Annotated in this window: 18 protein-coding genes; 11 read left to right on the top strand and 7 right to left on the bottom strand. The window is 67.4% G+C overall.

Annotated elements, in window-relative coordinates; all coding sequences use genetic code 11:
* Positions 1–70 precede the first annotated feature (70 nt).
* Positions 71–2,881, bottom strand: a complete 2,811-nt coding sequence (gene ppc, locus QF036_RS04635; protein WP_307099653.1) for a phosphoenolpyruvate carboxylase — start codon at positions 2,879–2,881, stop codon at positions 71–73.
* Positions 2,882–3,049: 168 nt separating this feature from the next.
* On the opposite strand from ppc, the gene QF036_RS04630 reads away from it, so the two are divergent.
* A complete protein-coding gene (locus QF036_RS04630) occupies positions 3,050–3,868 on the top strand; it encodes a DUF1684 domain-containing protein (protein WP_307099651.1) in 819 nt (272 codons plus the stop codon).
* A 132-nt stretch (positions 3,869–4,000) separates the two neighbouring features.
* Here the strand turns inward: QF036_RS04630 and QF036_RS04625 are convergent, their stop codons facing one another.
* Together QF036_RS04625 and QF036_RS04620 are read right to left on the bottom strand one after the other, a co-directional pair.
* On the bottom strand, positions 4,001–5,206 hold the full coding sequence (locus QF036_RS04625; protein WP_307099649.1) for an acyl-CoA dehydrogenase family protein: 1,206 nt from the start codon (positions 5,204–5,206) through the stop codon (positions 4,001–4,003).
* On the bottom strand, positions 5,203–6,021 hold the full coding sequence (locus QF036_RS04620; protein WP_307099647.1) for an SDR family NAD(P)-dependent oxidoreductase: 819 nt from the start codon (positions 6,019–6,021) through the stop codon (positions 5,203–5,205). Before QF036_RS04620 ends, QF036_RS04625 begins: the two co-directional genes overlap by 4 nt.
* A gap of 172 nt (positions 6,022–6,193) precedes the next feature.
* On the opposite strand from QF036_RS04620, the gene QF036_RS04615 reads away from it, so the two are divergent.
* The 4 genes from QF036_RS04615 to QF036_RS04600 all read left to right on the top strand — a co-directional run bounded on the left by QF036_RS04615 (position 6,194) and on the right by QF036_RS04600 (position 11,415).
* The gene (locus tag QF036_RS04615) at positions 6,194–7,447 is read left to right on the top strand and encodes a glycoside hydrolase family 76 protein (RefSeq protein WP_307099645.1); all 1,254 of its coding nucleotides are present in this window, start codon (positions 6,194–6,196) and stop codon (positions 7,445–7,447) included.
* A 164-nt stretch (positions 7,448–7,611) separates the two neighbouring features.
* Positions 7,612–8,658: an iron ABC transporter substrate-binding protein gene (locus tag QF036_RS04610; protein WP_307099644.1), complete on the top strand. Its 1,047-nt coding sequence runs from the start codon at positions 7,612–7,614 to the stop codon at positions 8,656–8,658.
* Positions 8,659–8,662: 4 nt separating this feature from the next.
* Complete coding sequence (locus QF036_RS04605; RefSeq protein WP_307099642.1) at positions 8,663–10,255, top strand: ABC transporter permease; 1,593 nt, start codon at positions 8,663–8,665, stop codon at positions 10,253–10,255.
* Positions 10,252–11,415, top strand: coding sequence for an ABC transporter ATP-binding protein (locus tag QF036_RS04600; RefSeq protein ID WP_307099640.1), 1,164 nt, complete (start codon positions 10,252–10,254; stop codon positions 11,413–11,415). The genes QF036_RS04605 and QF036_RS04600 overlap by 4 nt, the downstream gene beginning before the upstream one ends.
* Before the next feature lie 15 nt (positions 11,416–11,430).
* Here QF036_RS04600 and QF036_RS04595 read toward each other — a convergent pair whose 3' ends face one another.
* Positions 11,431–13,122, bottom strand: a complete 1,692-nt coding sequence (locus QF036_RS04595; RefSeq protein ID WP_307099638.1) for a glycoside hydrolase family 32 protein — start codon at positions 13,120–13,122, stop codon at positions 11,431–11,433.
* A 121-nt stretch (positions 13,123–13,243) separates the two neighbouring features.
* The gene (locus QF036_RS04590; RefSeq protein WP_307099635.1) at positions 13,244–13,852 is read right to left on the bottom strand and encodes a YdeI/OmpD-associated family protein; all 609 of its coding nucleotides are present in this window, start codon (positions 13,850–13,852) and stop codon (positions 13,244–13,246) included.
* A gap of 121 nt (positions 13,853–13,973) precedes the next feature.
* Here QF036_RS04590 and QF036_RS04585 point away from each other — a divergent pair, with 121 nt between their 5' ends.
* The 5 genes from QF036_RS04585 (at position 13,974) to tgt (ending at position 18,761) form a co-directional block, all read left to right on the top strand.
* Positions 13,974–14,702, top strand: coding sequence for a VOC family protein (locus QF036_RS04585; RefSeq protein ID WP_307099633.1), 729 nt, complete (start codon positions 13,974–13,976; stop codon positions 14,700–14,702).
* A 170-nt stretch (positions 14,703–14,872) separates the two neighbouring features.
* Positions 14,873–15,412: an NUDIX hydrolase family protein gene (locus tag QF036_RS04580; RefSeq protein ID WP_307099631.1), complete on the top strand. Its 540-nt coding sequence runs from the start codon at positions 14,873–14,875 to the stop codon at positions 15,410–15,412.
* Between the two features lie 85 nt (positions 15,413–15,497).
* The gene (locus tag QF036_RS04575) at positions 15,498–16,619 is read left to right on the top strand and encodes a DUF6707 family protein (protein ID WP_307099628.1); all 1,122 of its coding nucleotides are present in this window, start codon (positions 15,498–15,500) and stop codon (positions 16,617–16,619) included.
* Between the two features lie 78 nt (positions 16,620–16,697).
* On the top strand, positions 16,698–17,423 hold the full coding sequence (locus tag QF036_RS04570) for an SRPBCC domain-containing protein (RefSeq protein WP_307099626.1): 726 nt from the start codon (positions 16,698–16,700) through the stop codon (positions 17,421–17,423).
* A 33-nt stretch (positions 17,424–17,456) separates the two neighbouring features.
* A complete protein-coding gene (tgt, locus tag QF036_RS04565) occupies positions 17,457–18,761 on the top strand; it encodes a tRNA guanosine(34) transglycosylase Tgt (RefSeq protein WP_307099624.1) in 1,305 nt (434 codons plus the stop codon).
* 75 nt (positions 18,762–18,836) lie between these two features.
* Here the strand turns inward: tgt and QF036_RS04560 are convergent, their stop codons facing one another.
* Entirely contained in the window at positions 18,837–19,532 is a 696-nt protein-coding gene (locus QF036_RS04560; protein ID WP_307099623.1) for a queuosine precursor transporter, read from the bottom strand.
* 294 nt (positions 19,533–19,826) lie between these two features.
* Here QF036_RS04560 and QF036_RS04555 point away from each other — a divergent pair, with 294 nt between their 5' ends.
* Positions 19,827–20,720, top strand: a complete 894-nt coding sequence (locus QF036_RS04555; protein ID WP_307099621.1) for a hydroxymethylpyrimidine/phosphomethylpyrimidine kinase — start codon at positions 19,827–19,829, stop codon at positions 20,718–20,720.
* Between the two features lie 106 nt (positions 20,721–20,826).
* On the opposite strand, the gene QF036_RS04550 is transcribed toward QF036_RS04555, so the two are convergent.
* Positions 20,827–22,101, bottom strand: coding sequence for a serpin family protein (locus tag QF036_RS04550; RefSeq protein WP_307099619.1), 1,275 nt, complete (start codon positions 22,099–22,101; stop codon positions 20,827–20,829).
* Between the last annotated feature and the right edge of the window lie 215 nt (positions 22,102–22,316).

Raw genomic sequence — 22,316 nt, 5'->3', positions numbered from 1 at the left:
GCGACCAAAAGTGAGGAAGCGTCTGGAATGAAGCGACCAAACGTGAGGACGCGTCCGGTGCCTGGGCGGGCTATCCGGTGTTGCGGAGGCCTGCTGCTACGCCGTTGACGGTGATGAGCATGGCCCGCTGCAGGCGCTCGTCGATCTCGCCGCCGGAAATGCTGGCACCCTCTGCACGCACGCGGCGGAGCAGTTCCACCTGGAGGTAGCTGATCGGGTCGAGGTACTGGTCGCGGATTTCCAGGGACCGCTTGAGCGTGGGCTGGGCATCCAGGAGCACGTTCTCGCCGGTGAGGTTCTGGATCTCGGCGACGGTGAGTTCGTACTCGTCACGGATGGCGCGGAAAAGGTGGTGCAGTTCCGCCGGGACCAGGGTGTCAACGTAGTATCCCGCGATCTCCATGTCCGTCTTGGCCAGGGTCATCTCCACGTTGGAAAGCACGGAGCGGAAGAAGTGCCAGCCGTGCATCATCTCCACAAGCTGGGCGGAGTTGCCTGCTTCACGCGCCGCCTTCAGCCCGGAGCCGACGCCGAACCAGCCCGGCACGATCTGCCGCGACTGGGTCCAGCCGAACACCCACGGGATGGCGCGCAGGCCGCCCAGCCCCGCACCGGAATCCGGGCGCTTGGACGGGCGGGAGCCGATGTTCAGCGAACCGAGCTGCTCCACCGGCGTCGAGGCCAGGAAGTACGCGGGCAGGTCCGGGTGGTCGATAAGGCTGCGGTAACGGGCAAACGCGGCGTCGGAGATCGTCTCCATGACGTGCCCGAAACGCTCGCGCTGGTCCTCGGATGTGCGCGGCGTGCGGTGCAGCGCAGACCCCTGCAGCACGGCGGCCAGGGACAGCTCCAGGTTTTCGCGGGCAAGTTCCGGCAGGGAGTACTTGTCCGAGATGACCTCGCCCTGTTCGGTGAACTTGATTTCGCCCTCGAGGACGCCGTTGGGCTGCGCCATGATGGCGTCGTAGGTGGGTCCGCCGCCCCGGCCCACGGAACCGCCGCGGCCGTGGAACAGGCGCACCCGGACGCCGTGCTTGGCGGCGATGTCGCGCAGCTTGCGCTGGGTCTTGTGGATTTCCCACTGGCTGGTCATCACGCCGGATTCCTTGTTGGAGTCCGAGTAGCCGAGCATGACTTCCTGGACGTCCCCGCGCAGCCGGACCAGCTCGCGGTAGGACGGGTCGGACAGCAGCTCGTCCACGATTTCCGCCGAGGCCCGCAGCTCCTCAACCGTTTCCAGCAGCGGCGCGAAGCCGATCTTGGCGTACGGCGCATCGCCGAAGAGGCTGACCAGGCCGGCCTCGCGCGCCAGCACGGCGGCGGCCAGGACGTCGTCGGCGCCGCGCGTCATGGAGATGATGTAGGTCTCGATGACGTCCGGGCCGTACGTGCGCAGGGCACGGCGGATCTCCCGGAAGACGTCGTACGTTCCGTCAGCGGCGCCGTCGAGCTTGATCGGGTGGCCGGACAGCGGACGGCGGGAGGCGAGCTCCGCGCTGAGGACCTCGAGGCGCTCGCCCCGGGTCAGCTCGGCATAGCGAATGCCGGGACCACCGAGGCGGTCCATGAGCTGCCCGACGGCGTCATGGTGGTGGTCTGCGTGCTCGCGGATGTCGAGGGTGGCGAGGTGGAGGCCGAAGGAGGCGATGGCCCGGCGGACACGGGCCAGCGCGCCGTCCGCGGCGAGGGACGCCGAGTGGTTGCGCAGGGACAGTTCCAGCAGCTCGAGTTCGCCGATGAGCTCCTCGGTGGAGGTGTAGTCGCGGCCGGGCTGGTGCTTGGCTCCGGACGCAACCCGCTTGCCGGTGTTTATGAGCTTGGCCTTGATGCAGGTCAGCTTCAGCCGGTAGGGCTCCTGGGCGTTGAGCTCCAGGATGCGGCGGTCCAGTCCGGGCAGCTTCGCGAGGTCGGCGTCGATCGAATCGAGCAGTGCCTGGTCGGCGCCGGCGAGGGCCGTGGAGTTGGACAGGATCGAGATGAGCTCGTCGATCATGGCGATGCTGATCCGCACGGCGTTCTGGTTCTGGAGCTGCAGGATCTCATGGGTCACCGCCGCGGTGACGTTCGGGTTGCCGTCGCGGTCACCGCCGATCCAGGAACCAAACCGAATCGGGGCGTTGTGGGCCGGCAGCGCAACACCGTGCTCGTTGAGGAGTTCCGAGAAATCCGTGAGCATCTCCGGCAGCGCGTCCGTCAGGATGCTGTTGAGGTAGTAGATGGCGTTGCGGGCCTCGTCCACGGGAGTTGGCCGGACCTGGCGCAGCTCGTCCGTCTGCCACATCTGGTCAATCATCTCCGACAGCTGGCGGTCCTGCCGGCGCCGGGCGCTGGTGCCCTCCTCCGTGGGCTGGGCCAGGACGTCCGAGAGCTTGCGGATCTTGTCCAGCACGGAACGGCGGGAGGCTTCGGTGGGGTGCGCAGTGAAGATCGGCCGCACATCCAGTTCGTTGACGACTTCCTGCAGCACCGCCGGGCCGGCCTGCCCCGCGATGTCCTCGACGGCCTTGGCCAGCCAGCCGTCCTTCTCCTGCCGGGTGCGCAACCGGCGGACCCGGTGGACCTGCTCGGCGGCGTTGGCGAGGTGGAAGTAGAAGGCGAAGGCGCGGACCAGGTCGGTCGCCTGCTCGAGCGGCAGGGAGGCGAGCAGCTCGCGGACCTGGGCAACGACGTCGTGCGCGCTCCACGGACCTGTGGCGTGCGCGCCGCCCCGGGCGGCTTCCTTGGATTCCTTGGTGAGCAGGCGCACCTGCTCCACGAGGTCAAGGAGTTCGGGTCCGTGCTGGCGGACCAGCGATTCACCCAGCAGGGTGGAAACGCGGCGCACATCGGCGCGGAGTTCGGCGGCGAGATCTGTTTCTGAATTCATTGCAGTGTCAGCCATGGAAACTATCTTTCGAGTGTTCGACTTTGGCTCGTACACTGCGCTGGATACTGTGAGCCGGGTTACTGTTCCTATGGGATGTTACCCGCAGCAGGCCGGAGCCGGGAATATGTCTCAGATGTTGTCGCGCCCTTGAACCCGAACAGCCGGTCGCGGTATGGAGGACACATGAGCACCGCAGCAGACGCCCAGCTGGAGCGCTGGCTCCGCTTCCGCAAAGGCCGCAATACCGCCCTCGCGGCCGAACACGGCTGGCTCACCCTCACGTCGTTCCAGTGGCTGGAAAGTCAGCCGGCCGCTGTCGACCTCGTCCCCGGGCTGTGGTCAGCGGACGTAACGACGGCGACGCTCACCGCCGCGGCGTCCGACGGGCTGACACTCGTGGAAACCGGGGAACCGGTGGACGGGACGATCACGGCAGTGCTCGCCAACGAGGAGTCCCTCATGTGGGTGCAGTTCGGCGGCGAGGACGGCAAACAGGTAGTGGTGGAGCTGGCGATGCGCGCCGACAGGTATGCGGTCCGTACCCGCGATTCGACGTCGCCGGTGTTCACCGAGTTCGACGGCGTGCCCACCTTCGATTACCGGCCCGACTTGGTGGTTGAAGCACGGTTTGAGGCGTTTCCCGAGCCGGAGGACGTTCCGATTGCAACCGCGAACCCGCTGGTGGACGGGGTGCACCGCAGCGTCGGGGAACTGGTCTTCCGGCTGCCCGGCAAGGACCACGAGTACCGGCTTCATGCTGAAGAAGAGAAGCTCGGCGCCCTTACGGTCACGTTCCACGACGAAACCAACGGCGAATCGACCGACGAGTGGCGCAAGGTGTCCACCGCGCGTCCCCGGCCGGACGGCTCCGTGGTCCTGGACTTCAACCGCGCCATCAACTACCCCAGTGCCTTCACGCCGTACGGCACCTGCCCGATGCCCGTGAGGAACAACAGCCTCGACGCCCGGATCGAAGCCGGGGAGAAGCAGCCCGTTTCCTGAGCCGGCCTTCCCTCAGCCCAGCCACAAGCGCGAACGAACACTTAAGCCCCGCACCGCAGGGCCTCAAGTGTTCGTTCGCGCTCCGCAGGGCCTCAAGTGTTCGTTCGCGCTCCGAACGCTGCGGGAGATGCGTCAGGCGATCGCGGAGACACCCGTGACTGCGCGGCCCACGATCAGCGTGTTGATCTCGTACGAGCCCTCGTAGGTGTAAATGGCCTCGGCGTCGGCGAAGATCTTGGCCATCCGGTAGTCCGTGACGATGCCGTTGCCGCCCAGGATGGACCGGCCCATCGCCACGGTTTCGCGCATCCTCGCCGATGTGTAGGACTTGGCCAACGCCACCTGCGCCATCCCGGCACCCTGCTCCTGCAGCTGCGCGATCCGGACCATCATGCCCATGCTCGCCACGGCGTTGCCCAGCATGGACACCAGCTGCTGCTGGATGAGCTGGAACCTCGCCAGCGGACGGCCGAACTGCTGGCGTTCGACGGCGTACTGCCGGGCGACGTCGAACGCGGCCAACTGCTGCCCCACCGCCTGCCACGCCACCATGATGCGTGAGCCGCGGAGCAGCTCATTGGTGTCCTCGAAACTGCCGATGCCGGCAAAGCGGTCGGTCTCGGCCACCCGGACGTCCTCGAAAACGATGTCCGCGTTCTGGACGGTGCGCAGCGCGATCTTGTTCTCGATCCGGCTCCGGCCCACCCCGGGCAGGCTGGCGTCCACAATGAAGCCGCGGACCGCACCGTCGGCTTCATCCCGCGCCCACACCAGCATGTAGTCGCAGAACGTCCCGTTGCCGATCCACCGCTTGGCGCCGTTCAGCACCCAGCAGTCCCCGCCGGCGTCGGCTTCTCCGGTACGGCTCGATATCCGGCGCGCCCGCGTCTCCATGCCGCCGGCGACGTCCGAGCCGTGACCGGGTTCGGTCAGCGCAAACGCGCCCGTCGTCCTGAGGTTCGAGGCGTCGTCGAGGTACCGGGTGCGCTGGTCCTCGGAGCCGAAGCGGTAGAGCGACTCGACGAAGAGGTCGTGGTGGACCAGGAAAAACGTGGCGATCGACGTGTCCACGCGCGTCATCTCCGCGATCACCAGCCCGGCGAACAGGTGGCTGTAGCCGCGCTGGGCGGGCGTGCTCAGCTCCAGGGCGGCGAGCTTGGGGAGGATGTGCCCCGGAAATTCGGCCTTGTTCCACCAGTCCCCCGCGAACGGCGCGATCTCCACGGCCAGGAACTCCCGCAGCTCGCCCAGCTTCCGCTGCTCGGAGTCGTTGAGCAGGGACTCGTAGCCGAAAAAGTCGGCGGTGGGCAGGGCCTGAACCCCGGTGGCCTGTGTCACTTCGGGCCCATCCGGATGGCGCCGTCGAGGCGGATGGTTTCGCCGTTGAGCATGGCGTTCTCCACGATGTGCGCGGCGAGGTTGGCGTACTCCGCGGGCCGGCCAAGGCGGGACGGGTGCGGCACCTGCCGGCCCAGTGACTCCTGGGCATCCTGGGGCAGTCCGGCCATCATCGGGGTCTCGAAAATCCCGGGCGCGATCGTCACCACACGGATGAGGGACCGGGCCAGTTCGCGGGCCAGCGGCAGGGTCATGGCGGCCACGCCGCCCTTGGACGCGGCGTAGGCAGGCTGGCCGATCTGTCCGTCGAACGCGGCCACCGAGGCGGTGTTGATGATGACTCCGCGCTCCTCCCCGCCGAGCTCGGTAGCAGCGGGCTCGGTGGCGGCCATCGCGGCGGCGGCCAGCCGGACCACGTTGAAGGTCCCCACCAGGTTGATCTGGATGACGCGCTGGAAGGTCTCCAGCGGCAGCACGCCGTCGCGCCCCAGGACCTTGCCCGGCGTGGCGATGCCGGCGCAATTAACCACGATCCGCAGCGGTCCCAGCCCGACGGCTGCGTCGACGGCGGCCTGCACCTGCTCCTCGCTGGTCACGTCCGCCGGAATGAAAACGGCTTTGGGGGCTGCCGCCTGATGGCCCGCAAGGTTCTGCGGGCCGGCCGCGTTCAGCTCGTCGGCGTAGGCGGCACCGGCCGAGGAACCGAGGTCAGCTAGCACCACCGAAGCGCCGGCGTCGAACAGCCGCCGGGCCGTGGCAGCGCCCAGGCCGGATGCACCGCCCGTGATGAGCGCGACGGAACCCTCGATTTCCATACATCCTCCTTGATGCGGAACCGGTCGATGCGGATCCGGATCCCGGCCGCGAACGTTAGTTAGTGAATGTTAACTGAAATGGGCGGCGGATGCATCCCTCGGCGCATGGTCCGCCAGGCCGCCCACCTCCATGCCCCACGCCCGCCGCCAGGCAGTTCGCTAGGCTGGCCGCATGACCCAGCCAGATGCTGACGCCACCCCGGATGCCATGCCCGCCTCTGCGACGGCTTGGGCAGAGCGGGCCGACGTTGCCGCACGGTCGGTAACGCACCTGTTCGGCCAGCGGCTGTTCTTCCTGCCCGGGACACACATCGCCGCCACCGCCCGGCCGTCCGGCCGCATCGAGAACCTCCGCCGCCCATGGCACTACTGGTGGCAAGCACATTACCTGGACTGCCTGGTAGACGCCGGCTTTCGGGAACTTGGGAGGGCGGGGCGCCCGCCGGAAAAGTTCGACGGCGCCAGCCGCCCCAGCGCCGGCCAGCTCGCGTCACGGCTGGTCACCGGCATCCGGCTGCGGAATTTCCTGACGTTCGTCAACCACTACTACGACGACATGGCCTGGCTGGCCCTGTCCACGCTCCGGCTGGAGGGGCTGGCCGAGGAGAGCCGCAGGCCCAGCCCCCGGCGGCAGGAGAGAATCCGCAAGAGTTTGACGCTGCAGTTCGACTCGGCATCCACCGACGACCTGGGCGGCGGCACGTTCTGGAGCACCAAGCGGGACTTCAAGAACACCCCCGCCACGGCACCGGTGGCGCTCTACTATGCACGCACGGGCAACACCGCCAAGGCGCAGGCCCTGCTCGACTGGCTGGATGCGCGGCTGTTCGACCCCGCCCGCGGGCTCTACCTGGACGGGATCCGGGTCCGCAACACCGGGGAGACCGTGCTGGAGGACGCCATCTACACGTACAACCAGGGGCCCGTCCTGGGCGCCCTGCTGGAACTCGGCGGCACCGCCAACCTGGAACGCGCCGCAACCGTGGTCCGCGCCGTGGCAACACACCTCACCCTGCCGGAGGCTGCCGCCGCCAACCCCGCCAACCCCATGGTCCTCCGCTGCGACGGTACCGGCGATGGCGGGCTGTTTACCGGCATCCTCACCGGCTACCTGGCGCTGGCCGCCAACGACCAACGGCTGCCGCGGGAAGTCCGGACCGCCGCCGCCGGGCTGGTCACCGGAACGGCCGGCGCCCTCTGGTCCGGCCGCCGGCCGATTGCGGCAGGCGAGCCGCTGGCCCGGCACGGCCGGGCGGGGGACCCCATCTTCTCTTTCGAACCGAGGCGGCCAGCGGGCGGCACCTACCCGCGGGGTGCCGCCGTCGAACTTTCCACCCAGCTTCAGGCCTGGATGGCACTGGAAGCCGCGGCGTCCGCGTCAGCGAACGTGCGGCAATCAGGTAACGTGCGGCAATCAGGTAAATAGGACACGCAACAGTGTCGTAATTGATGTGATCCTCCTCACTTAAACGCCACTATCGCTTGGTGCTTAGGTTTGGCTAACCTACAGTTTTTCGAGTGAGCTTTACCTAACTTCCCCAGCTCACGAAGGGCCTCGCCCACGAGACTTTTGCAGAAAGAAGCACCCCGATGAAGATCCGCATCAACGCGCTGGCCGGCATCGCGATTGCCGCCACCGCAGCCCTCGGCCTCTCGGCCTGCGGCTCCAGCACCTCCCCCGCTGCCACGTCTTCCGCTGACGCCTCCAAGGGCGAGATCACGGTCTACAACGCCCAGCACGAAAGCCTCACCAAGGAATGGGTGGATGCTTTCACGGCGGAAACCGGCATCAAGGTGACGCTCCGCCAAGGTGACGACACCGAGATGTCCAACCAGATCGTCCAGGAAGGCGCGGCCTCACCGGCGGACGTCTTCCTCACTGAAAACTCCCCCGCAATGGCGCAGGTGGAGAACGCCGGCCTGTTCGCCGACGTCAACAAGGACACCATCGCCCAGGTTCCGGCGGAGTTCCGCCCCAGCACGAACAAGTGGACCGGCATTGCAGCCCGTTCCACCGTCCTGGTCTACGACAAGTCCAAGCTGACCGAGGACAAGCTGCCGAAGTCCATGCTTGACCTGGCCAAGCCGGAGTGGAAGGGCAAGTGGGCAGCCTCCCCCAGCGGCGCTGACTTCCAGGCCATCGTCTCCGCGCTCGTTGAGCTCAAGGGTGAAGCCGCTGCCGAGGAATGGCTGAAGGGCATGAAGGAAAACTTCACTGCCTACAAGGGCAACAGCACCGCCATGAAGGCGGTGAACGCCGGCGAGGTCGACGCCGCGCTGATCTACCACTACTACTACTACGGCGACCAGGCGAAGACGGGCGAGAACTCCAAGAACGTCACGCCGTACTACTTCAAGAACCAGGACCCGGGCGCGTTCCTGTCCGTCTCCGGCGGCGGCGTGCTGAAGTCCTCGAAGAACGCTGAAAACGCCCAGGCCTTCCTGAAGTTCATCACCGGCAAGAAGGGCCAGGAAGTCCTGCAGAAGGGCACGTCCTTCGAATACGCCATCGCCTCCGGCGTCCCCGCCAACGAGAAGCTGGTTCCCGTCAAGGAACTCGAGGCTCCCGCCGTGGACCCCGCCAAGCTGAACTCCGAGAAGGTCACCGAACTGATGACCAAGGCAGGACTGCTCTAATTCTGTGACCACGCAAGTATCGGCGCCGGAGACATCCGGAAGCACGACGACGGCGGGCCGGGGCAAGCGCCCCCGCCCGCCTTTCGGCGTTTCCGCGGTAGCCGTCATGGCGATGCTGATCGCCCTGTTCGCCCTCGTCCCGCTCGGCTACGTCGCGGTCATGACCGCGGCCACGGGCTGGGACACCGCCCTTGAACTGATCGTGCGGCCGCGCGTTGGCGAACTGCTGCTCAACACCGTGCTCCTGATAGTGCTCACGGTGCCGCTGTGCCTCATCCTGGGTGTGGGCGGGGCGTGGCTCGTGGAACGGACCACGCTGCGCGGGCAGAAGGTGTGGGCGGTGCTGCTCGCGGCGCCGCTGGCCATCCCCGCGTTCGTCAACAGCTATGCGTGGGTTTCCGCCGTGCCGTCCCTGCACGGCCTGTTTTCGGGCGTGCTCATCGCCACGCTCTCCTACTTCCCGTTGGTCTACATTCCCGCTGCCGCGACGCTCAGCCGGCTGGATCCTGCCGTGGAGCAGTCGGCTGCGTCCCTTGGACTGGGAGCCTGGCGGGCGTTTTTCCGGGTGGTCCTGCCGCAGCTCCGGATTGCGATGACGGGCGGCGGACTGCTGGTGGCGCTGCACCTGCTGGCCGAGTACGGCGCCTTCGCGATGATCCGCTTCGACACGTTCACCACCGCCATCATGGTGCAGTACCAGTCCACGTTCAACGGCGCGGCGGGCACCATGCTGGCCAGCGTGCTGGTGTTCTTCTGCCTGGTCCTGCTCCTCGTTGAGGTGCGCAGCCGCGGCACCGCCCGGTACGCCCGCGTTGGATCCGGCGCACAGGCAAAGGCCCTGCGCCTGCCCCTGCACAGCTACCAGGCGCCGGCCCAGCTGGCTCTGCTCGCGCTGACCCTGCTTGCCTTCGGGCTCCCGCTGCTGTTCGTGCTGCGCTGGATCCTTGCCGGCGGGGCGGAAATCTGGGCCGCCGACGAGTTCGTTCCGGCCCTCTGGCAGACCCTGCTGTACGGGCTGGCCGGCGCGGCGGCCACGACCGTTGTCGCCTTCCCCATGGCGTACCTCGCCGTTCGCCACGCCAGCTGGTTCAGCAAGGCACTTGAACTCTCCAATTACGTCACCAGCTCCATGCCGGGCATCGTGGTGGCCTTGGCCTTCGTCACCGTCAGCATCCGGCTGGTCCCTGGCGTCTACCAGACGGCGGGCGTCCTGATCGCCGCCTACGTCCTCCTGTTCCTGCCGCGCGCGCTGGTGAATATCCGCGCCGGCCTGGCCCAGGCCCCCAAGGAACTGGATGAGGCCGCCCAGGCCCTGGGCACGCCTCCCCTGCTGTCCTTCATCCGCGTGACGCTCCGGCTCACCGCCCCCGCGGCGGCCGGCGGTGCGGCGTTGGTCTTCCTCGCCATCGCCAACGAGCTGACCGCCACTCTGCTGCTCTCCCCCAACGGAACCAGGACCCTCGCCACCGAGTTCTGGAGCAAGAGCAGCGAAATCGACTACGCGGGCGCGGCGCCGTACGCGCTGCTCATGATCGTGATCTCGGCGCCCATGACCTATTTGCTCTTCCAGCAGTCCAAGAAAGTAGCGGGACAGTGACCGAACAATCCCCGTCCAGGCTCCCGGAACCACGCATCTCACCGTCCGTGGCGCCGAGCACCAACAGCCACCTGGAGATCGACGCCGTCACCAAGAACTTCGGCTCGCAGGCCGTCCTCAAGGGCGTGAACCTGTCCGTGGCCAAGGGCGGAACCACCGCGATCGTGGGCCCCTCGGGTTCGGGAAAAACCACCCTGCTCCGGCTTATCGCCGGCTTTGAACACCCGGGCACCGGCAGCATCTCGCTGAACGGATCCCCGGTGGCAGGCGACGGTGTGTGGAAGCCGGCGCACAAGCGCCACGTCGGCTACGTGGCCCAGGACGGCGCCCTGTTCCCGCACCTGACCGTCGGACAGAACATCGCGTTCGGACTCAGTGCCGCAAAGCTCGACGGCGGCCGGCGCGCGGTCAACGCCCGGGTCAACGAACTCCTCGAGATGGTGTCGCTGGACACGGCCATGGCCAAGCGCCGGCCGCACCAGCTTTCCGGCGGCCAGCAGCAGCGTGTCGCCCTGGCCCGGGCGCTGGCCCGCGAGCCCGAACTGATGCTGCTGGATGAGCCGTTCTCCGCCCTGGATGCCGGGCTGCGCGTCGCCACCCGGCGGGCGGTGGCCAAGGTCCTCAACGAGGCCGGGGTGACCACCATCCTCGTCACCCATGATCAGGCCGAGGCGCTCTCCTTCGCGGACCAGGTGGCCGTCATGCGGGGCGGCAAGCTGGCACAGATCGGCAACCCGTTCGTGGTGTACACCCGGCCGGCGGACCGTGCCACGGCCGAGTTCCTGGGCGATGCGGTGATCCTCGATGCGTGGATGGAGGGCTCGCTGGCCACCTGCTCGCTGGGTGGGATCCCCGTCCGGCGCCCGCCCGCGCAGGGCCGCGTCCAGCTCATGCTGCGTCCGGAGCAGATCCGGATCGCCGAGGACGGGCCGATCCGCGGCGTGGTGGTGGATACCGACTACTTCGGCCCCGAAACCACCGTGCGGCTGAAGCTCGCGGTGCCGCCCAAGCTGGCCGGTGCCATGCCCGACCACCGCTATCCCGGCGGCGGTGAGGTGATCACCATCCGCCACTGGAATGCGTCCATTGCGCAGCCAGGCACGGAACTGTGCCTGCGCGTGGTGGGGGAAGCGGTGGCCTTCCCGCTCGAGTCGGACTGACCTGCGCCGCTTTGCCTACCGCGCCGTCAGCACGGTGGCCAGCGGGGTGTACTTGAACGACTTCAGTGTCAGCTTTCCGCCGGCGGTGGCGGCGCTGGCCGCCGGCTGGCCTGACCTGGGCAGCACGACGGACGTCAGGGTCTGCTCGCCGCCGTTCACGAAGACCTCCACCGAGGAATAGTCGACGAAAATGGTCAGGTCCACGCTGCCCCTCGCCGGCGCGCTGCCGTTGCGGGGCGGGCTCTGCGCGCTCCGCCGGTCCGTGAACACAGGTCCGAGGGCATCAGCGCCGGGCACCACTGCCGTCCGGCTCACCCATGCCGTGCCTGCCTCGAAGTTGTAGCCCACCGTGGCGAAGTCCGAGCCGCCGCTGCCCAGTTTCAGCAGGGCCTCCGTGCCGTCGTCGCCCGCTGCACGCTCCAGGGTCACGTCCAGCCGGTAGGCACCACCTGCGGGCTCGGGAAGCCCGCCGGCGGCCTCCGGGGTCAGCGCCCTGCCGTCTACCGTCTTGGCTTCGCCGTCCAGCGCCGACAGGGCGGGAGTGGGGGTGGAGACGAGCGTGGGCCGGCCCTGCACGGTTTTCAGCCGGATGTCCCGGACGATGGAGTCGGCACCGCCCTGCCAGTCGGTCGTGGGCAGCTGCCGGGCATAAGTCCAGTTGTTCATCCAGCCGATCGCGTGGCGGGACGCCATCCGTTCGTTTTCCGGCAGCCGGGGATCGTCCCAGGTGACGGCTGCATAGAAGTCGGCGCCGGCGTCGAGCCACTGGTGTTTGTCATCCGCGGGGGTGAACGTGGTCCCGTCAAAGGCCCCGGTCCAGTAGGCCACCCCGGTGGTCCGGCCTTCCGCGGTGCCGTTCGCGCTGGCTGCCAGGACCCAGGTCCGCTTGGCGGGGTCGCCGTCGGCATCGAGCTGGAAGAGGTCAGGGCATTCGAGGATCCCCAGGCCCTTCCGCTCGAAGCCCGACGCATAGCGCCAGTCTTTGAGGTCCCGCGAGGTGTACAGGCCGATCTTTTCCCCCTCGGCCAACGCCATGACCCACTGTCCCCGGGCCTCGTCGCGGATGATTTTCGGGTCGCGCCAGTGCTCCTTGCCCGGGTTGTCCATCACGGGATTCCCGTCAGCGGCCTTGAACGTGTAGCCCTTGTCCGTGGAGTAGAACAGGGACTGCCGCTGCACCCCTTTGTCCTGCTGGGTCATGACGGCGACCACGGCGCCCTTGCCGAAGCCGGCGGTGTTGTCCTGGTCCACCACGGCGCTGCCGGTCTCAATGTCCCCGAGGCCGTTCTTGAACTTCTCGATGGCCACGCCTTCGTCCTTCCAGTGCACCAGATCGGTGCTGGTGACGTGGAACCATTCGGTGCCGTTCCCCTCGGGGTGGTCCGCGTTGTAGAGGTAGTAGTAGTGCCACACCCCGTCCAGCAGGAACGGCCGCTGCGGATCGTTCATCCATTCCTTGGCCGGAGTGAGGTGATAGGAGGGCCTGAACTGCGACGTGCCCTCCGGCCGGGTGAACGACTTCGGAGCTGCGCTCTGGGTGCTGCTGCCTTGGGTGCCACCGCCTTGGAGTCCGCCCTGCGTTCCGCCGTCGCCCGAACGCCCGGCCAGGCCGATCACCGCGGCCGCGGCGAGCACCAGAGCCAGGGCCACGGCCACCGCAATCCACCGCGCGCGGGGGCCGGGCGTGCGTAGGGAAAACCGCTGCATGTTCGCCGTTCGTGTTGGGAGTTGCTCCCAATTTTAGCGCGGGCGGCCTTTTCGATGCCCCTTACCAGGACGCTCGGCGCCGGGTTTCGGCAGGCTCAACCAGCGGAATGAAGCGACAAGCTCAACCAGCGGGATTCTGCACCGGGCGCCTCTTCTGCGGGTACGGCGTCTCGCCGCGGGCCAGCATCTCGACAAATCCGGCGATCTTCCGCTCCCTTGTGGAGGCCTGCTTGACCGAATTGGTGCGGTAGATCAGCGCGTAGCGATTCACCGAAGTCAGCACGTCGAACATGGCCTGTGCCTCGGGCACGGCGGCAATGGCGGCGGCCAGATCCGCCGGGACCTCCGCCGTCGCCTGTCCTGAATAGGCGGCCTCCCAGCGGCCGTCGGCCTTGGCGGCGTCGACGGCGGCACGTCCCGGGACCGTCATCTTCCCTTCTGCCTCAAGCCGGGCCACATTGCCCACGTTCCGTTCCGACCAGGGGCTCTTGGGCCCCCGGCGGGTCATGCGCTGGAGGTAGCTGCCGCCGTCGCGCTTTTTGACCTGGCCGTCGATCCAGCCGAAGCAGAGTGCCTCGTCCAGGGCGGCGTCGTAATCGAGTTCAGTGACGTTGCCGCCCTTCTTGTGCAGGACCAGCCAGACGCCGGGGCTGTCGCTGTGGTGGGATTCCAGCCATGTCCGCCATGCGGCGGCATCGGTCACCAGCAGTTCCTCGAGTTCAACGGCCATGCGCCTATTCTGCCTCCAGCGCTGCGTGATTCAACCCGGTGCCGCGCGATTCAAGACGTGGCATCATGGCCATGTCGGCGCCGTTTTCGGGATCCAGGTGTTTCGAGTTCGAGGAGAGAGCATGCTTCGTGTCCGCCCCATCCACTTCACGTCCCGGGTTGACCCCTGGGAGCGGCTCCTCACCGACCTGGGGATGATAAAAACCACCGACGAGGGCTCCTGGCGGGAGTACGACGCCGGAGCCGGCAGACTGGCGCTGCACCAGGCCGAACCGGGCGCTGCGGAAGACGGCGTCACGCACTTTGGCGTGGAGGTCGGCGACCTCGAGGAGTTTGCCCGGCGCACCAACCAGTCCGGCGCGGAATCTGACTCCTCGTCCGCCGAGCTTGTCCGCGCGGACCACGGCGACTCCTGCCGGATCACGGGCGCGGACGGTTTCAGCTTCTTCGCCGACAAGGCCGCCCACGGGGCCGGCTGTGCGGATGCGGATCCGGCGCTGGCCGTGGTGGAGGTCTGGTTCAGCGAGGACGTGACGGCCGCTGCCCAGGCGCTGCGGGACATTGGAGCACGGTTCCGGCCCGTCCCGGACGACGACGAAACTGCCGACTTCACCGCCAAGAACGGCGGTGTGCTGATGGCGCGGCCCGGCACCGGCGCGGCGCACGCAGGACTCGGGTTCGAGTACGCCGGGGACCTTGACGCCCTGCGGGACCGCCTCACAGCCGCGGGCCACGAAGTGACGCTGACCGAGGAGGCGTTCGGGCGCACCCTTCATGTGCCGCACCCGGACAATGACGGCGCGGCGGCACAGCGGGCACCGCTCTGGATCTCCGCCCGGCGCCCGTCGTAGCCCCGGGCGGCGCGCCGCTTCGGCGCGCCGCTGCGGCGCGCCGCTGCGGCGCAGAGAGGCGGCGCGGAGCGGCAAATCGAGTGGCAGGATCTCGTCGTTTTGCCCGCCGCCAAGGGCCGCGATCCCACGCCTCGGCGGCCGGACCTGTGGCGATGGGGTAAAAATGACTCATGAACGTGCGCACCCCTGACCCCAACCCCGGCTGGCTTTCGGACGAGGATCTCTTCGAAGCCAGAGGCAGGCTCCCGATGGTCTATGTGGAGGCGGTGCCGGTCCGGCTGGATCCACTCGGGTTTGTAAATGAGGTGGGCACGCTCCTGCAGGCGGACGAGGACGGCACCATGGTCCGGTCCCTCGTCTCCGGCCGGGTGCTCTATCGCGAGACCATCCGCGCTGCCCTGCTGCGCCACATGGAAAAGGACCTCGGCCCGCTGGCATTCCCCCAGCTCCCCATCAGCCCGGCGCCGTTCACCGTGGCCGAATACTTCCCGGCCCCCTCCCACACAGGGTTCACCGACGACCGCCAGCACGCCGTATCACTGGCCTACATCATCCCCGTGACCGGTGAATGCGAACCCCGCCAGGACGCGCTGGAGCTGACCTGGATGACGCCCCAGGAAGTGCTTAGCGACGGCGTGCAGCTGGAGTTCAGCGGCGGCCGCGGTGCCCTTGTGCGGCAGGCCCTGGCCTACGCCGGCGTCGGCAGCTGACGCCCGGGCGCCCGCGCCTCCCGGACTTCGCACCCTCTCCTTTGTAGACTGTTGGGCGGACCGCAAGAGAACTTAAGGACTCCCGATGAACCACCCTGCAGCTGCCAAGACCTACCGTGAACAGCAGGCGGGCTCTCTGCGGGCGGGCGACCACCTTCTCCTGCCGGACGGCGAGCGGTCCGCGGAAATCCACTCCGTGGAAGTCGAAACCGATGATTTCGGCAGCCCCGCCATCATCCTTGCGACCCTCACCGGCGGCGGCACGCTGCGCATCGCTGCCGGCTCGTCCGTCCGCATCCCCGGACCCGCGGTTGACGACTTCGCGTCCCCGGAAGCCGCCGCCACTGCCGCTGTAAAGACTGCTGCCGTCGTCGAAGATGCCGCCACCGCAGACGGCGCCGGCGCGGACGGCGCCCCCCAAGAGGCGGACGGCGGCGCCCAAAGGGCGGATGCCCAGGCGTCCGACGCCGGCGCTCCCCTTTCCGTCGTGGGGAACGAAGCAGTTGGGGAGACTGCGCGGACGGCGCCTGCCGCCGTCGTCGTCCCTCCGCTGCCGTCCACCACCCCGGCGGTGGTCGGCCCCAGCGCGGAGGACCTGGCCCTGATCCCGGTGCCCTCCGGAACGCCTGAATCCGTGGTGGAAGCCGTGGCGGAGGCCCATCCGGACTCCGTGGGCGTGCAATTGCTGGCCGACAAGCTGGTCAAGGGCATCAACACCAAGTCCGGCAGCTGCCTCAAGGACCTGAGCGACCTCGCGCATGAGCTGTTCGTCATGCTCAAGGACGCCGAGGCGTCGCTGGCCGTGGCCGACCTGCTGAACGTCCTTCCCTTCGACGGCAACCCGGGGCGCTGGGGGTCGGTGGAGGCGTCGCTCGCGCTGTCCAGCTACGTGTGCCGGCAGACGGGCCAGAAGGACCGCGCCGCAGTGTATGAGAAGCTGCTTCGGGCGCCGGACAACCAGGAGACGGACCCGTTCAAGGCGCGGATGCAGGCCCGGGTCCGCCAGCGCTCACTGAACGAGCCGAACCTGTACGACAAAGAGATTTTCCGCTCCATCGACAACTCCAACCACGAGGCCGAGCGCGAGTGGCGGCTGCTGCGGCTGGAATCGCTGCTGTTCCTGCGCGCCCACGGCGGATCGCAGACCATCAGCGCATCGGAGCTGGAGCGGCGGATTGCGAACGAACTGGAGTCCGTGCGGGGCTAAGCGGCCCTGCGGTACGGCTGCCCGTTTCCGCCGGAAATTCCTCTAGCCCGGGTCGCGCCCAAGTTGTAGATTCAGGCCATGACCAACAATCTCAGCGTTGTGATCAATTCCGACGCCCCACAGATTTGGACGATGCTGCGTGAACCCTCAAAAGTTGCGCAATGGCACGGCTGGGAAGCCGACGAGCTGGCGGCAGAAATCAATGAGATCTACTTCAGCAAGAACGTGGTCGAAGGGCCGGACCACACCTCCCTGACGGTCAACAACGGCGACATCTTCACGCTGAAGCCCGTCCCCACGGGAACTGAGGTCAGCGTCACCCGCGCCGGTGTGGACCACAACTCCGAATGGGCCGCGTGGGACGAGGACATCACCCAGGGGTGGCTGATCTTCCTGCAGCAGCTGCGGTTCGCGGTGGAGCGCCATCCCCACGGGAAGCGCCGCACCTGCTACTTCTCCGTCCCCGGCTCGGGCGGCTCCGCCATCGAGAAACTCGGGCTCAAGGACATCCCCGCCCCCGGTGAAGAGTACTCGCTGACCCTGGGCACCGGCGAGGAGGTCTCGGGCAGGGTCTGGCACAAGACCAACCACCAGGTGGGGATCACCGTACACAGCTACGCGGAGCACGGGGAGGGCCTGCTGATTGTGGCTGACCAGCCCGTGATCCCCGAGAAAAGGCCCGACGGCGGCTCGATGGTGATCATCTCGCTCTACGATCTGGGCGCCCACAGCATGGAAACGATCCGCTCCCTCTGGGACGACTGGCGCTCTGAGAACTACCCCACATCAGAACCCATCCAGTGAAGGTTCGCCGCTGTTAGCTGGCACACTTGAACCGTGCCAGCCAATCCTGAATCACCTTCCACTTCTGTACCGGTGCCGGCCGCCCGCCAGTCGGAGTTCTCCTTCCGGGTGGGCAAGCGTCTCACCGAAACATGCAACCCTACCCCCGAGCAGGTGGCCGCCAACGGAGGCGGGTTCCTGGGCCGGACCGGCACCATCACCACGCCGCACGGCGAGATCCAAACGCCGGCATTCATCGCCGTCGGAACCAAGGCCACGGTGAAGTCCGTGCTTCCGGAGTCCATGGCCGAACTCGGCGCCCAGGCCCTGCTGGCCAACGCCTACCACCTGTACCTGCAGCCCGGCCCCGAGGTCCTGGACGGGGCCGGCGGCCTCGGCGCGTTCATGAACTGGCCCGGGCCCACCTTCACCGATTCCGGCGGCTTCCAGGTGATGAGCCTGGGCTCGGGGTTCAAAAAGGTCATCGACATGAAGTCCGTGGACACCTCCGGACCGGACGATGCCGTGGCCCCCGGCAAGGAGCGCCTGGCCCACATCGACGACGACGGGGTCTGGTTCAAGAGCCACCTCAACGGGGACCGGCACCGCTTCTCCCCCGAGATCTCCATGCAGGTCCAGCACCAGATCGGCGCGGACATTATGTTCGCGTTCGACGAGCTCACCACGCTGCAGAACTCGCGGGGATACCAGGAGGAGTCGCTGGAACGAACGCGGCTGTGGGCGGTTCGCTGCCTTGAGGAACATTTCCGGCTCACGGCCGAGCGGGCCGGCAAGCCGTACCAGGCCCTGTTCGGCGTGATCCAGGGCGCCCAGTACGAGGACCTGCGCCGCAAGGCCTGCCGCGACCTCGGCGCCATGGCCTTCGACGGCTACGGGATCGGCGGAGCCCTTGAGAAGGAGAACCTGGGCACCATCGTCCGCTGGTGCAACGAGGAACTGCCCGAGAACAAGCCGCGGCACCTGCTGGGCATCTCCGAGCCGGACGACATCTTCACGGCCATCGAGAACGGCGCCGACACCTTCGACTGCGTCTCCCCCACCCGCGTGGCCCGCAACTCGGCGTTCTACACGCCCGACGGCCGCTTCAACCTCTCCGGGGCCAAGTACAAGCGCGACTTCGGCCCACTGCAGGAGGGCTGCGACTGCTACGCGTGCCTGAACTATTCGAGGGCCTACATCCACCACCTGTTCAAGGCCAAGGAGATGCTCTCCGCCACGCTGATCTCCATCCACAACGAGCGCTTCGTGGTGAAGATGGTGGACGACGCCAGGCTGGCGATCGAGTCCGGCGACTTCTTCGAGTTCAAAGCCGAGACGCTCGGCCGGTACTACACCTGAAGCTCCTGAGCCGCGGCTCCGGCGATTTCGCGGCGGCCGGGCTGGGCGGGCCCACGCATAGCCTACCCGGGGTTCCTACGCCCCGTAGCTCGGTTCGCGCTTCTTGACCCAGCCGATGGCCAAGGCGGTCACGGGGACGAAGAGGAACTCCACGAGGGTCTTGTAGAGGAAGCCCACCAGCACGTAGTTCGCAAACATGCCAAAGTCGCTGATGCCGATCACCGAGGCCGCGATGCTGCAGAAAATCAGCGTGTCCACGAATTCCCCGGCCACGGACGAGCTCATGATGCGGGCCCACAGCGACTTCTCCCCGGTGCGGGCCTTCATCCGGACCAGGATCCACGAGTTGATGGTCTGCCCGGCGAAGAACGCAAGGAGCGAGGCAAGCACAATCTGTGGAACCGGGCCGATAGCGCCTTCGAGGGCGGCCTGTTTGGCGGTGCCGAAGTCGTCGTCGAAGCCAGGCAGCGCAATGATCACCCAGTAGCAAATCGCGGCGAAGACCGACAGGGCGAACGTGGTGACGATGGCTTTCCGGGCCACCTTGAAGCCGTAGACCTCACTGATGACGTCGCCCAGGATGTAGGCCAGCGGGAACAGGAAGAAGCCGCCATCCGTGACGATTGGACCCAGCGCCACGCCCTTGGAGGCCCCGATATTGGACAGGATCAGCACCACGGCCATGACCGCAAGCATGATGCCGAAGTAGGGGGACCCGATTGAGGCGAATTTCGGCGCTGCTTTCGGCACGGAGGACTGGGCGGTAGTCATGGTTTTCCATTCGTAGTGGTTCGCTCGGCTGCCTGCGTCCCCACGAACGGAGATGGCAGCCGGCTGTATTAGCACTGGACCGGTCCCGCCGGCTGGCCGAAACCGCCCTTCATTCTCCCACCATTGCCCGCACCGGGAAGGGCAGTCTCACGTACGCAAAACCCCGGGGACGACGACGGCGGGCTGCCGCCCCGGGGACCCAAAGGTCACCGCCGGGGCCGGCCACCCGCCGTCGTGGTCAAACTGTTCATGAGCACAATGCCGGCGCCGCGCGGCCGGTGGCAGGATGGGGGCATGACTTCTACCGCGTTTGACTCCACCGCTTTGGCGTCCGATACCGCGTCCGACGCCGTTTCCGGCACCACCGCCGCTCCCGCCGTCGTCCTGACCATCGCCGGCTCGGAGGCGACCGGCGGCGCTGGAGCCCAGGCCGACCTGAAGACGTTCCAGGAACTCGGCGTTTTCGGCATCGCCAACCTCACGTGCATCGTCTCGTTCGACCCGAAGAATGACTGGAACCACCGCTTCGTGCCCGTGGATCAGGAAGTCATCGCGCACCAGCTGGAAGCAACGACGGCGGCCTACGGTGCCGCTTCCGGCGCGCCTTCCGTGTTGGACACCGTGAAGATCGGCATGCTGGGCAGCCCGGCCACCATCTCGACCGTGGCCACCGCTCTGGCTTCGGGCGCATTCAGCAACGTTGTCCTGGACCCGGTGCTGATCTGCAAAGGCCAGGAGCCCGGCCACGCCCTGGACACGGACCAGGCACTCAAGGCGCAGATCCTGCCGCTGGCCACGTTCGTCACGCCCAACCACTTCGAGGCCGAGTCGCTGTCCGGCCTGGAGATTACCGACGTCGAGTCCCTCAAGGCCGCGGCAATTCGCATCCACGAGCTGAGCGGAGCCGCGGTGCTGGCCAAGGGCGGCGTTCGCCTGTCCGGTCTCGACGCCGTCGACGTTTTCTACGACGGCGAAACCCTCGAGGTCCTGACTGCGCCAAAGGTGGGCGAGGTGGCTGTCTCCGGAGCCGGTTGCTCCCTGGCTGCGGCTGTTACGGCGGAGCTGGCCAAGGGAGCTACGCCGCTGGAGGCAGCGCGGACTGCGAAGGACTTCGTGACAGCGGGCATCCGCAACCGCGTGGCCTCCGGCGCCCCGTTCGACGCCCTCTGGCAAGGCGGTCCGCGCTAGGCCTTGGCGGGGACGCTTCCTCACCTTTCGCAAAAAATCCGGAACCCTTCCTCACCGTTTGAGGAAGGGTTCCGGTTTTGGCTGCAGGACCTGAGGAAGCGTTTGGTCAGGAGCGGGGGTCGGCCACTGTTCCCATGAAAAGAGGCAATCCGGTTTCAAGGTGCACGATCTGATAGTGGAACGGCCGGTCGAAATCGATGGTCCGCTCGGGCCGGGGTGGCGCGCTCGTCACCATGCCGTTGATCTGGGTTACCGCGGCAGCCACGGTTCCCTTCTCGGCCACCGTGATGTTGGCGGTCTGCGCCGCCTGCGTGATGGTCATTTTCGGCTGGATCGCGTTGAAGTCCTCAGTGCTGGTGAGGGTCTTGTGCAGTCCGGCGGCTTCCAGAACCGTGCGCAGGTCGAAGCTGCATTTGTGGTCCCAGCGGGGCAGCTGAATCTGCACGGTCTCCAGGGGTGCGCTGTCCATGGAATTCGCGATTTCCGTGAGCTGCGACCCTCTGGATAAGGCATCCGCCCCGGCGTCCGGCAGGACCAGACGCATCACGAAGCCCTCAGCATACGGGAGGTCCACACCCCGCCAGCCTGCCCCCTCCGCGTACTTCATCTCCAGCAGGGTGTGCATGGCCGGGACGTCGATTTGCTCGCCGCCGGCGAGGGTGAAGGGCAAATCCGACGTTGAGCCCGGGTCAAACGGGGTCTGCCAGGCCGCCGCAAAGTACAGAGAATTGAGCAGGCTGAACGTGTTCCGGGGGTCGTACTTCGCGGGCGCTTCCTTGATCCGGCCGCCCGTGTTCCTGTCCACCCAGGCATCGATCGCGGGCTTGGTGGCGCCCTCGTCGCTGAAATCCACCGGATAAACGCCGGTTCCGTAATGCCTTGCCAGCGTGGTGAGGAATGATTCACCGGTTGGCACGTCCTTGTCCACGAACAATCCGTTGGCGGCATGCATCACAGGCCTCCGCGGCGGGTTGCCCTCGTCCACGGCGCCGGGATCACCGTCGAACTTCGCCAAGGAGGCGAGCAGCGCATTCATGGCCTCATCGCGCTGATCCAGCGGAAGGCCCAGCACAGAGTCCAGCTCGGCAGCCGTTTCCCCGGATGCGCCGGCTCGAAGCATCGCCAGTGCAACCAGCAGACTTCCGGGCGAGGACACCACGTTCCCGCCTGAACCGTTGCCGCCGTCGGCCTGCAGTGCCTGGCCAAGCCCCAGGGCGGAGTCCCGGAACGCGCGGAACTCGGCGGCGAACGCCGTGCCATCCACCGAAACCCGCTCCACGCCGTTGGCCTTCAACATTTCCGGCACCGGCGCCGAGCACGCCGTTGCGAGTGCGACCGCGGCCGAGGCCGCCACCATCTTGGCCATTCGAATCCTGTTCATTGCAGTCCTCGGCTCATCCGGCGAACACCGTATGTCCACAGTCAACCAGCGGCCGCTGACAGTATCGATGCCTGGCCGGTCACGGTTTGCCGTCGGTTTGGTCTCACCCTCCGACGCTCCCACATTTAACCGCTGCCTGTACCACCCCGCCATCGAACGCGGCCGACGGCGGGAGCGGACGACGGCGGGCCGGCCCGCCGTCGTCCTCGGGAACC

It is taken from the genome of Arthrobacter globiformis (assembly GCF_030817195.1).
Classification (GTDB): Bacteria; Actinomycetota; Actinomycetes; order Actinomycetales; family Micrococcaceae; genus Arthrobacter; species Arthrobacter globiformis_D.
Note: the sequence above shows the minus strand (reverse complement) of the source record. Positions and strands in the feature narration are given on the sequence as shown.

What these genes read in the sequence shown, in the direction of transcription:
- QF036_RS04575 (WP_307099628.1), top strand. Translation starts at nt 15,498, where the DNA reads ATGAACCACCCTGCAGCTGCCAAGACCTACCGTGAACAGCAGGCGGGC.
- QF036_RS04580 (WP_307099631.1), top strand. Translation starts at nt 14,873, where the DNA reads ATGAACGTGCGCACCCCTGACCCCAACCCCGGCTGGCTTTCGGACGAG.
- QF036_RS04585 (WP_307099633.1), top strand. Translation starts at nt 13,974, where the DNA reads ATGCTTCGTGTCCGCCCCATCCACTTCACGTCCCGGGTTGACCCCTGG.
- QF036_RS04620 (WP_307099647.1), bottom strand. Translation starts at nt 6,021, where the DNA reads ATGGAAATCGAGGGTTCCGTCGCGCTCATCACGGGCGGTGCATCCGGC.
- QF036_RS04570 (WP_307099626.1), top strand. Translation starts at nt 16,698, where the DNA reads ATGACCAACAATCTCAGCGTTGTGATCAATTCCGACGCCCCACAGATT.
- QF036_RS04615 (WP_307099645.1), top strand. Translation starts at nt 6,194, where the DNA reads ATGACCCAGCCAGATGCTGACGCCACCCCGGATGCCATGCCCGCCTCT.
- QF036_RS04550 (WP_307099619.1), bottom strand. Translation starts at nt 22,101, where the DNA reads ATGAACAGGATTCGAATGGCCAAGATGGTGGCGGCCTCGGCCGCGGTC.
- QF036_RS04630 (WP_307099651.1), top strand. Translation starts at nt 3,050, where the DNA reads ATGAGCACCGCAGCAGACGCCCAGCTGGAGCGCTGGCTCCGCTTCCGC.
- ppc (WP_307099653.1), bottom strand. Translation starts at nt 2,881, where the DNA reads ATGGCTGACACTGCAATGAATTCAGAAACAGATCTCGCCGCCGAACTC.
- QF036_RS04590 (WP_307099635.1), bottom strand. Translation starts at nt 13,852, where the DNA reads ATGGCCGTTGAACTCGAGGAACTGCTGGTGACCGATGCCGCCGCATGG.
- QF036_RS04560 (WP_307099623.1), bottom strand. Translation starts at nt 19,532, where the DNA reads ATGACTACCGCCCAGTCCTCCGTGCCGAAAGCAGCGCCGAAATTCGCC.
- QF036_RS04595 (WP_307099638.1), bottom strand. Translation starts at nt 13,122, where the DNA reads ATGCAGCGGTTTTCCCTACGCACGCCCGGCCCCCGCGCGCGGTGGATT.
- QF036_RS04610 (WP_307099644.1), top strand. Translation starts at nt 7,612, where the DNA reads ATGAAGATCCGCATCAACGCGCTGGCCGGCATCGCGATTGCCGCCACC.
- QF036_RS04555 (WP_307099621.1), top strand. Translation starts at nt 19,827, where the DNA reads ATGACTTCTACCGCGTTTGACTCCACCGCTTTGGCGTCCGATACCGCG.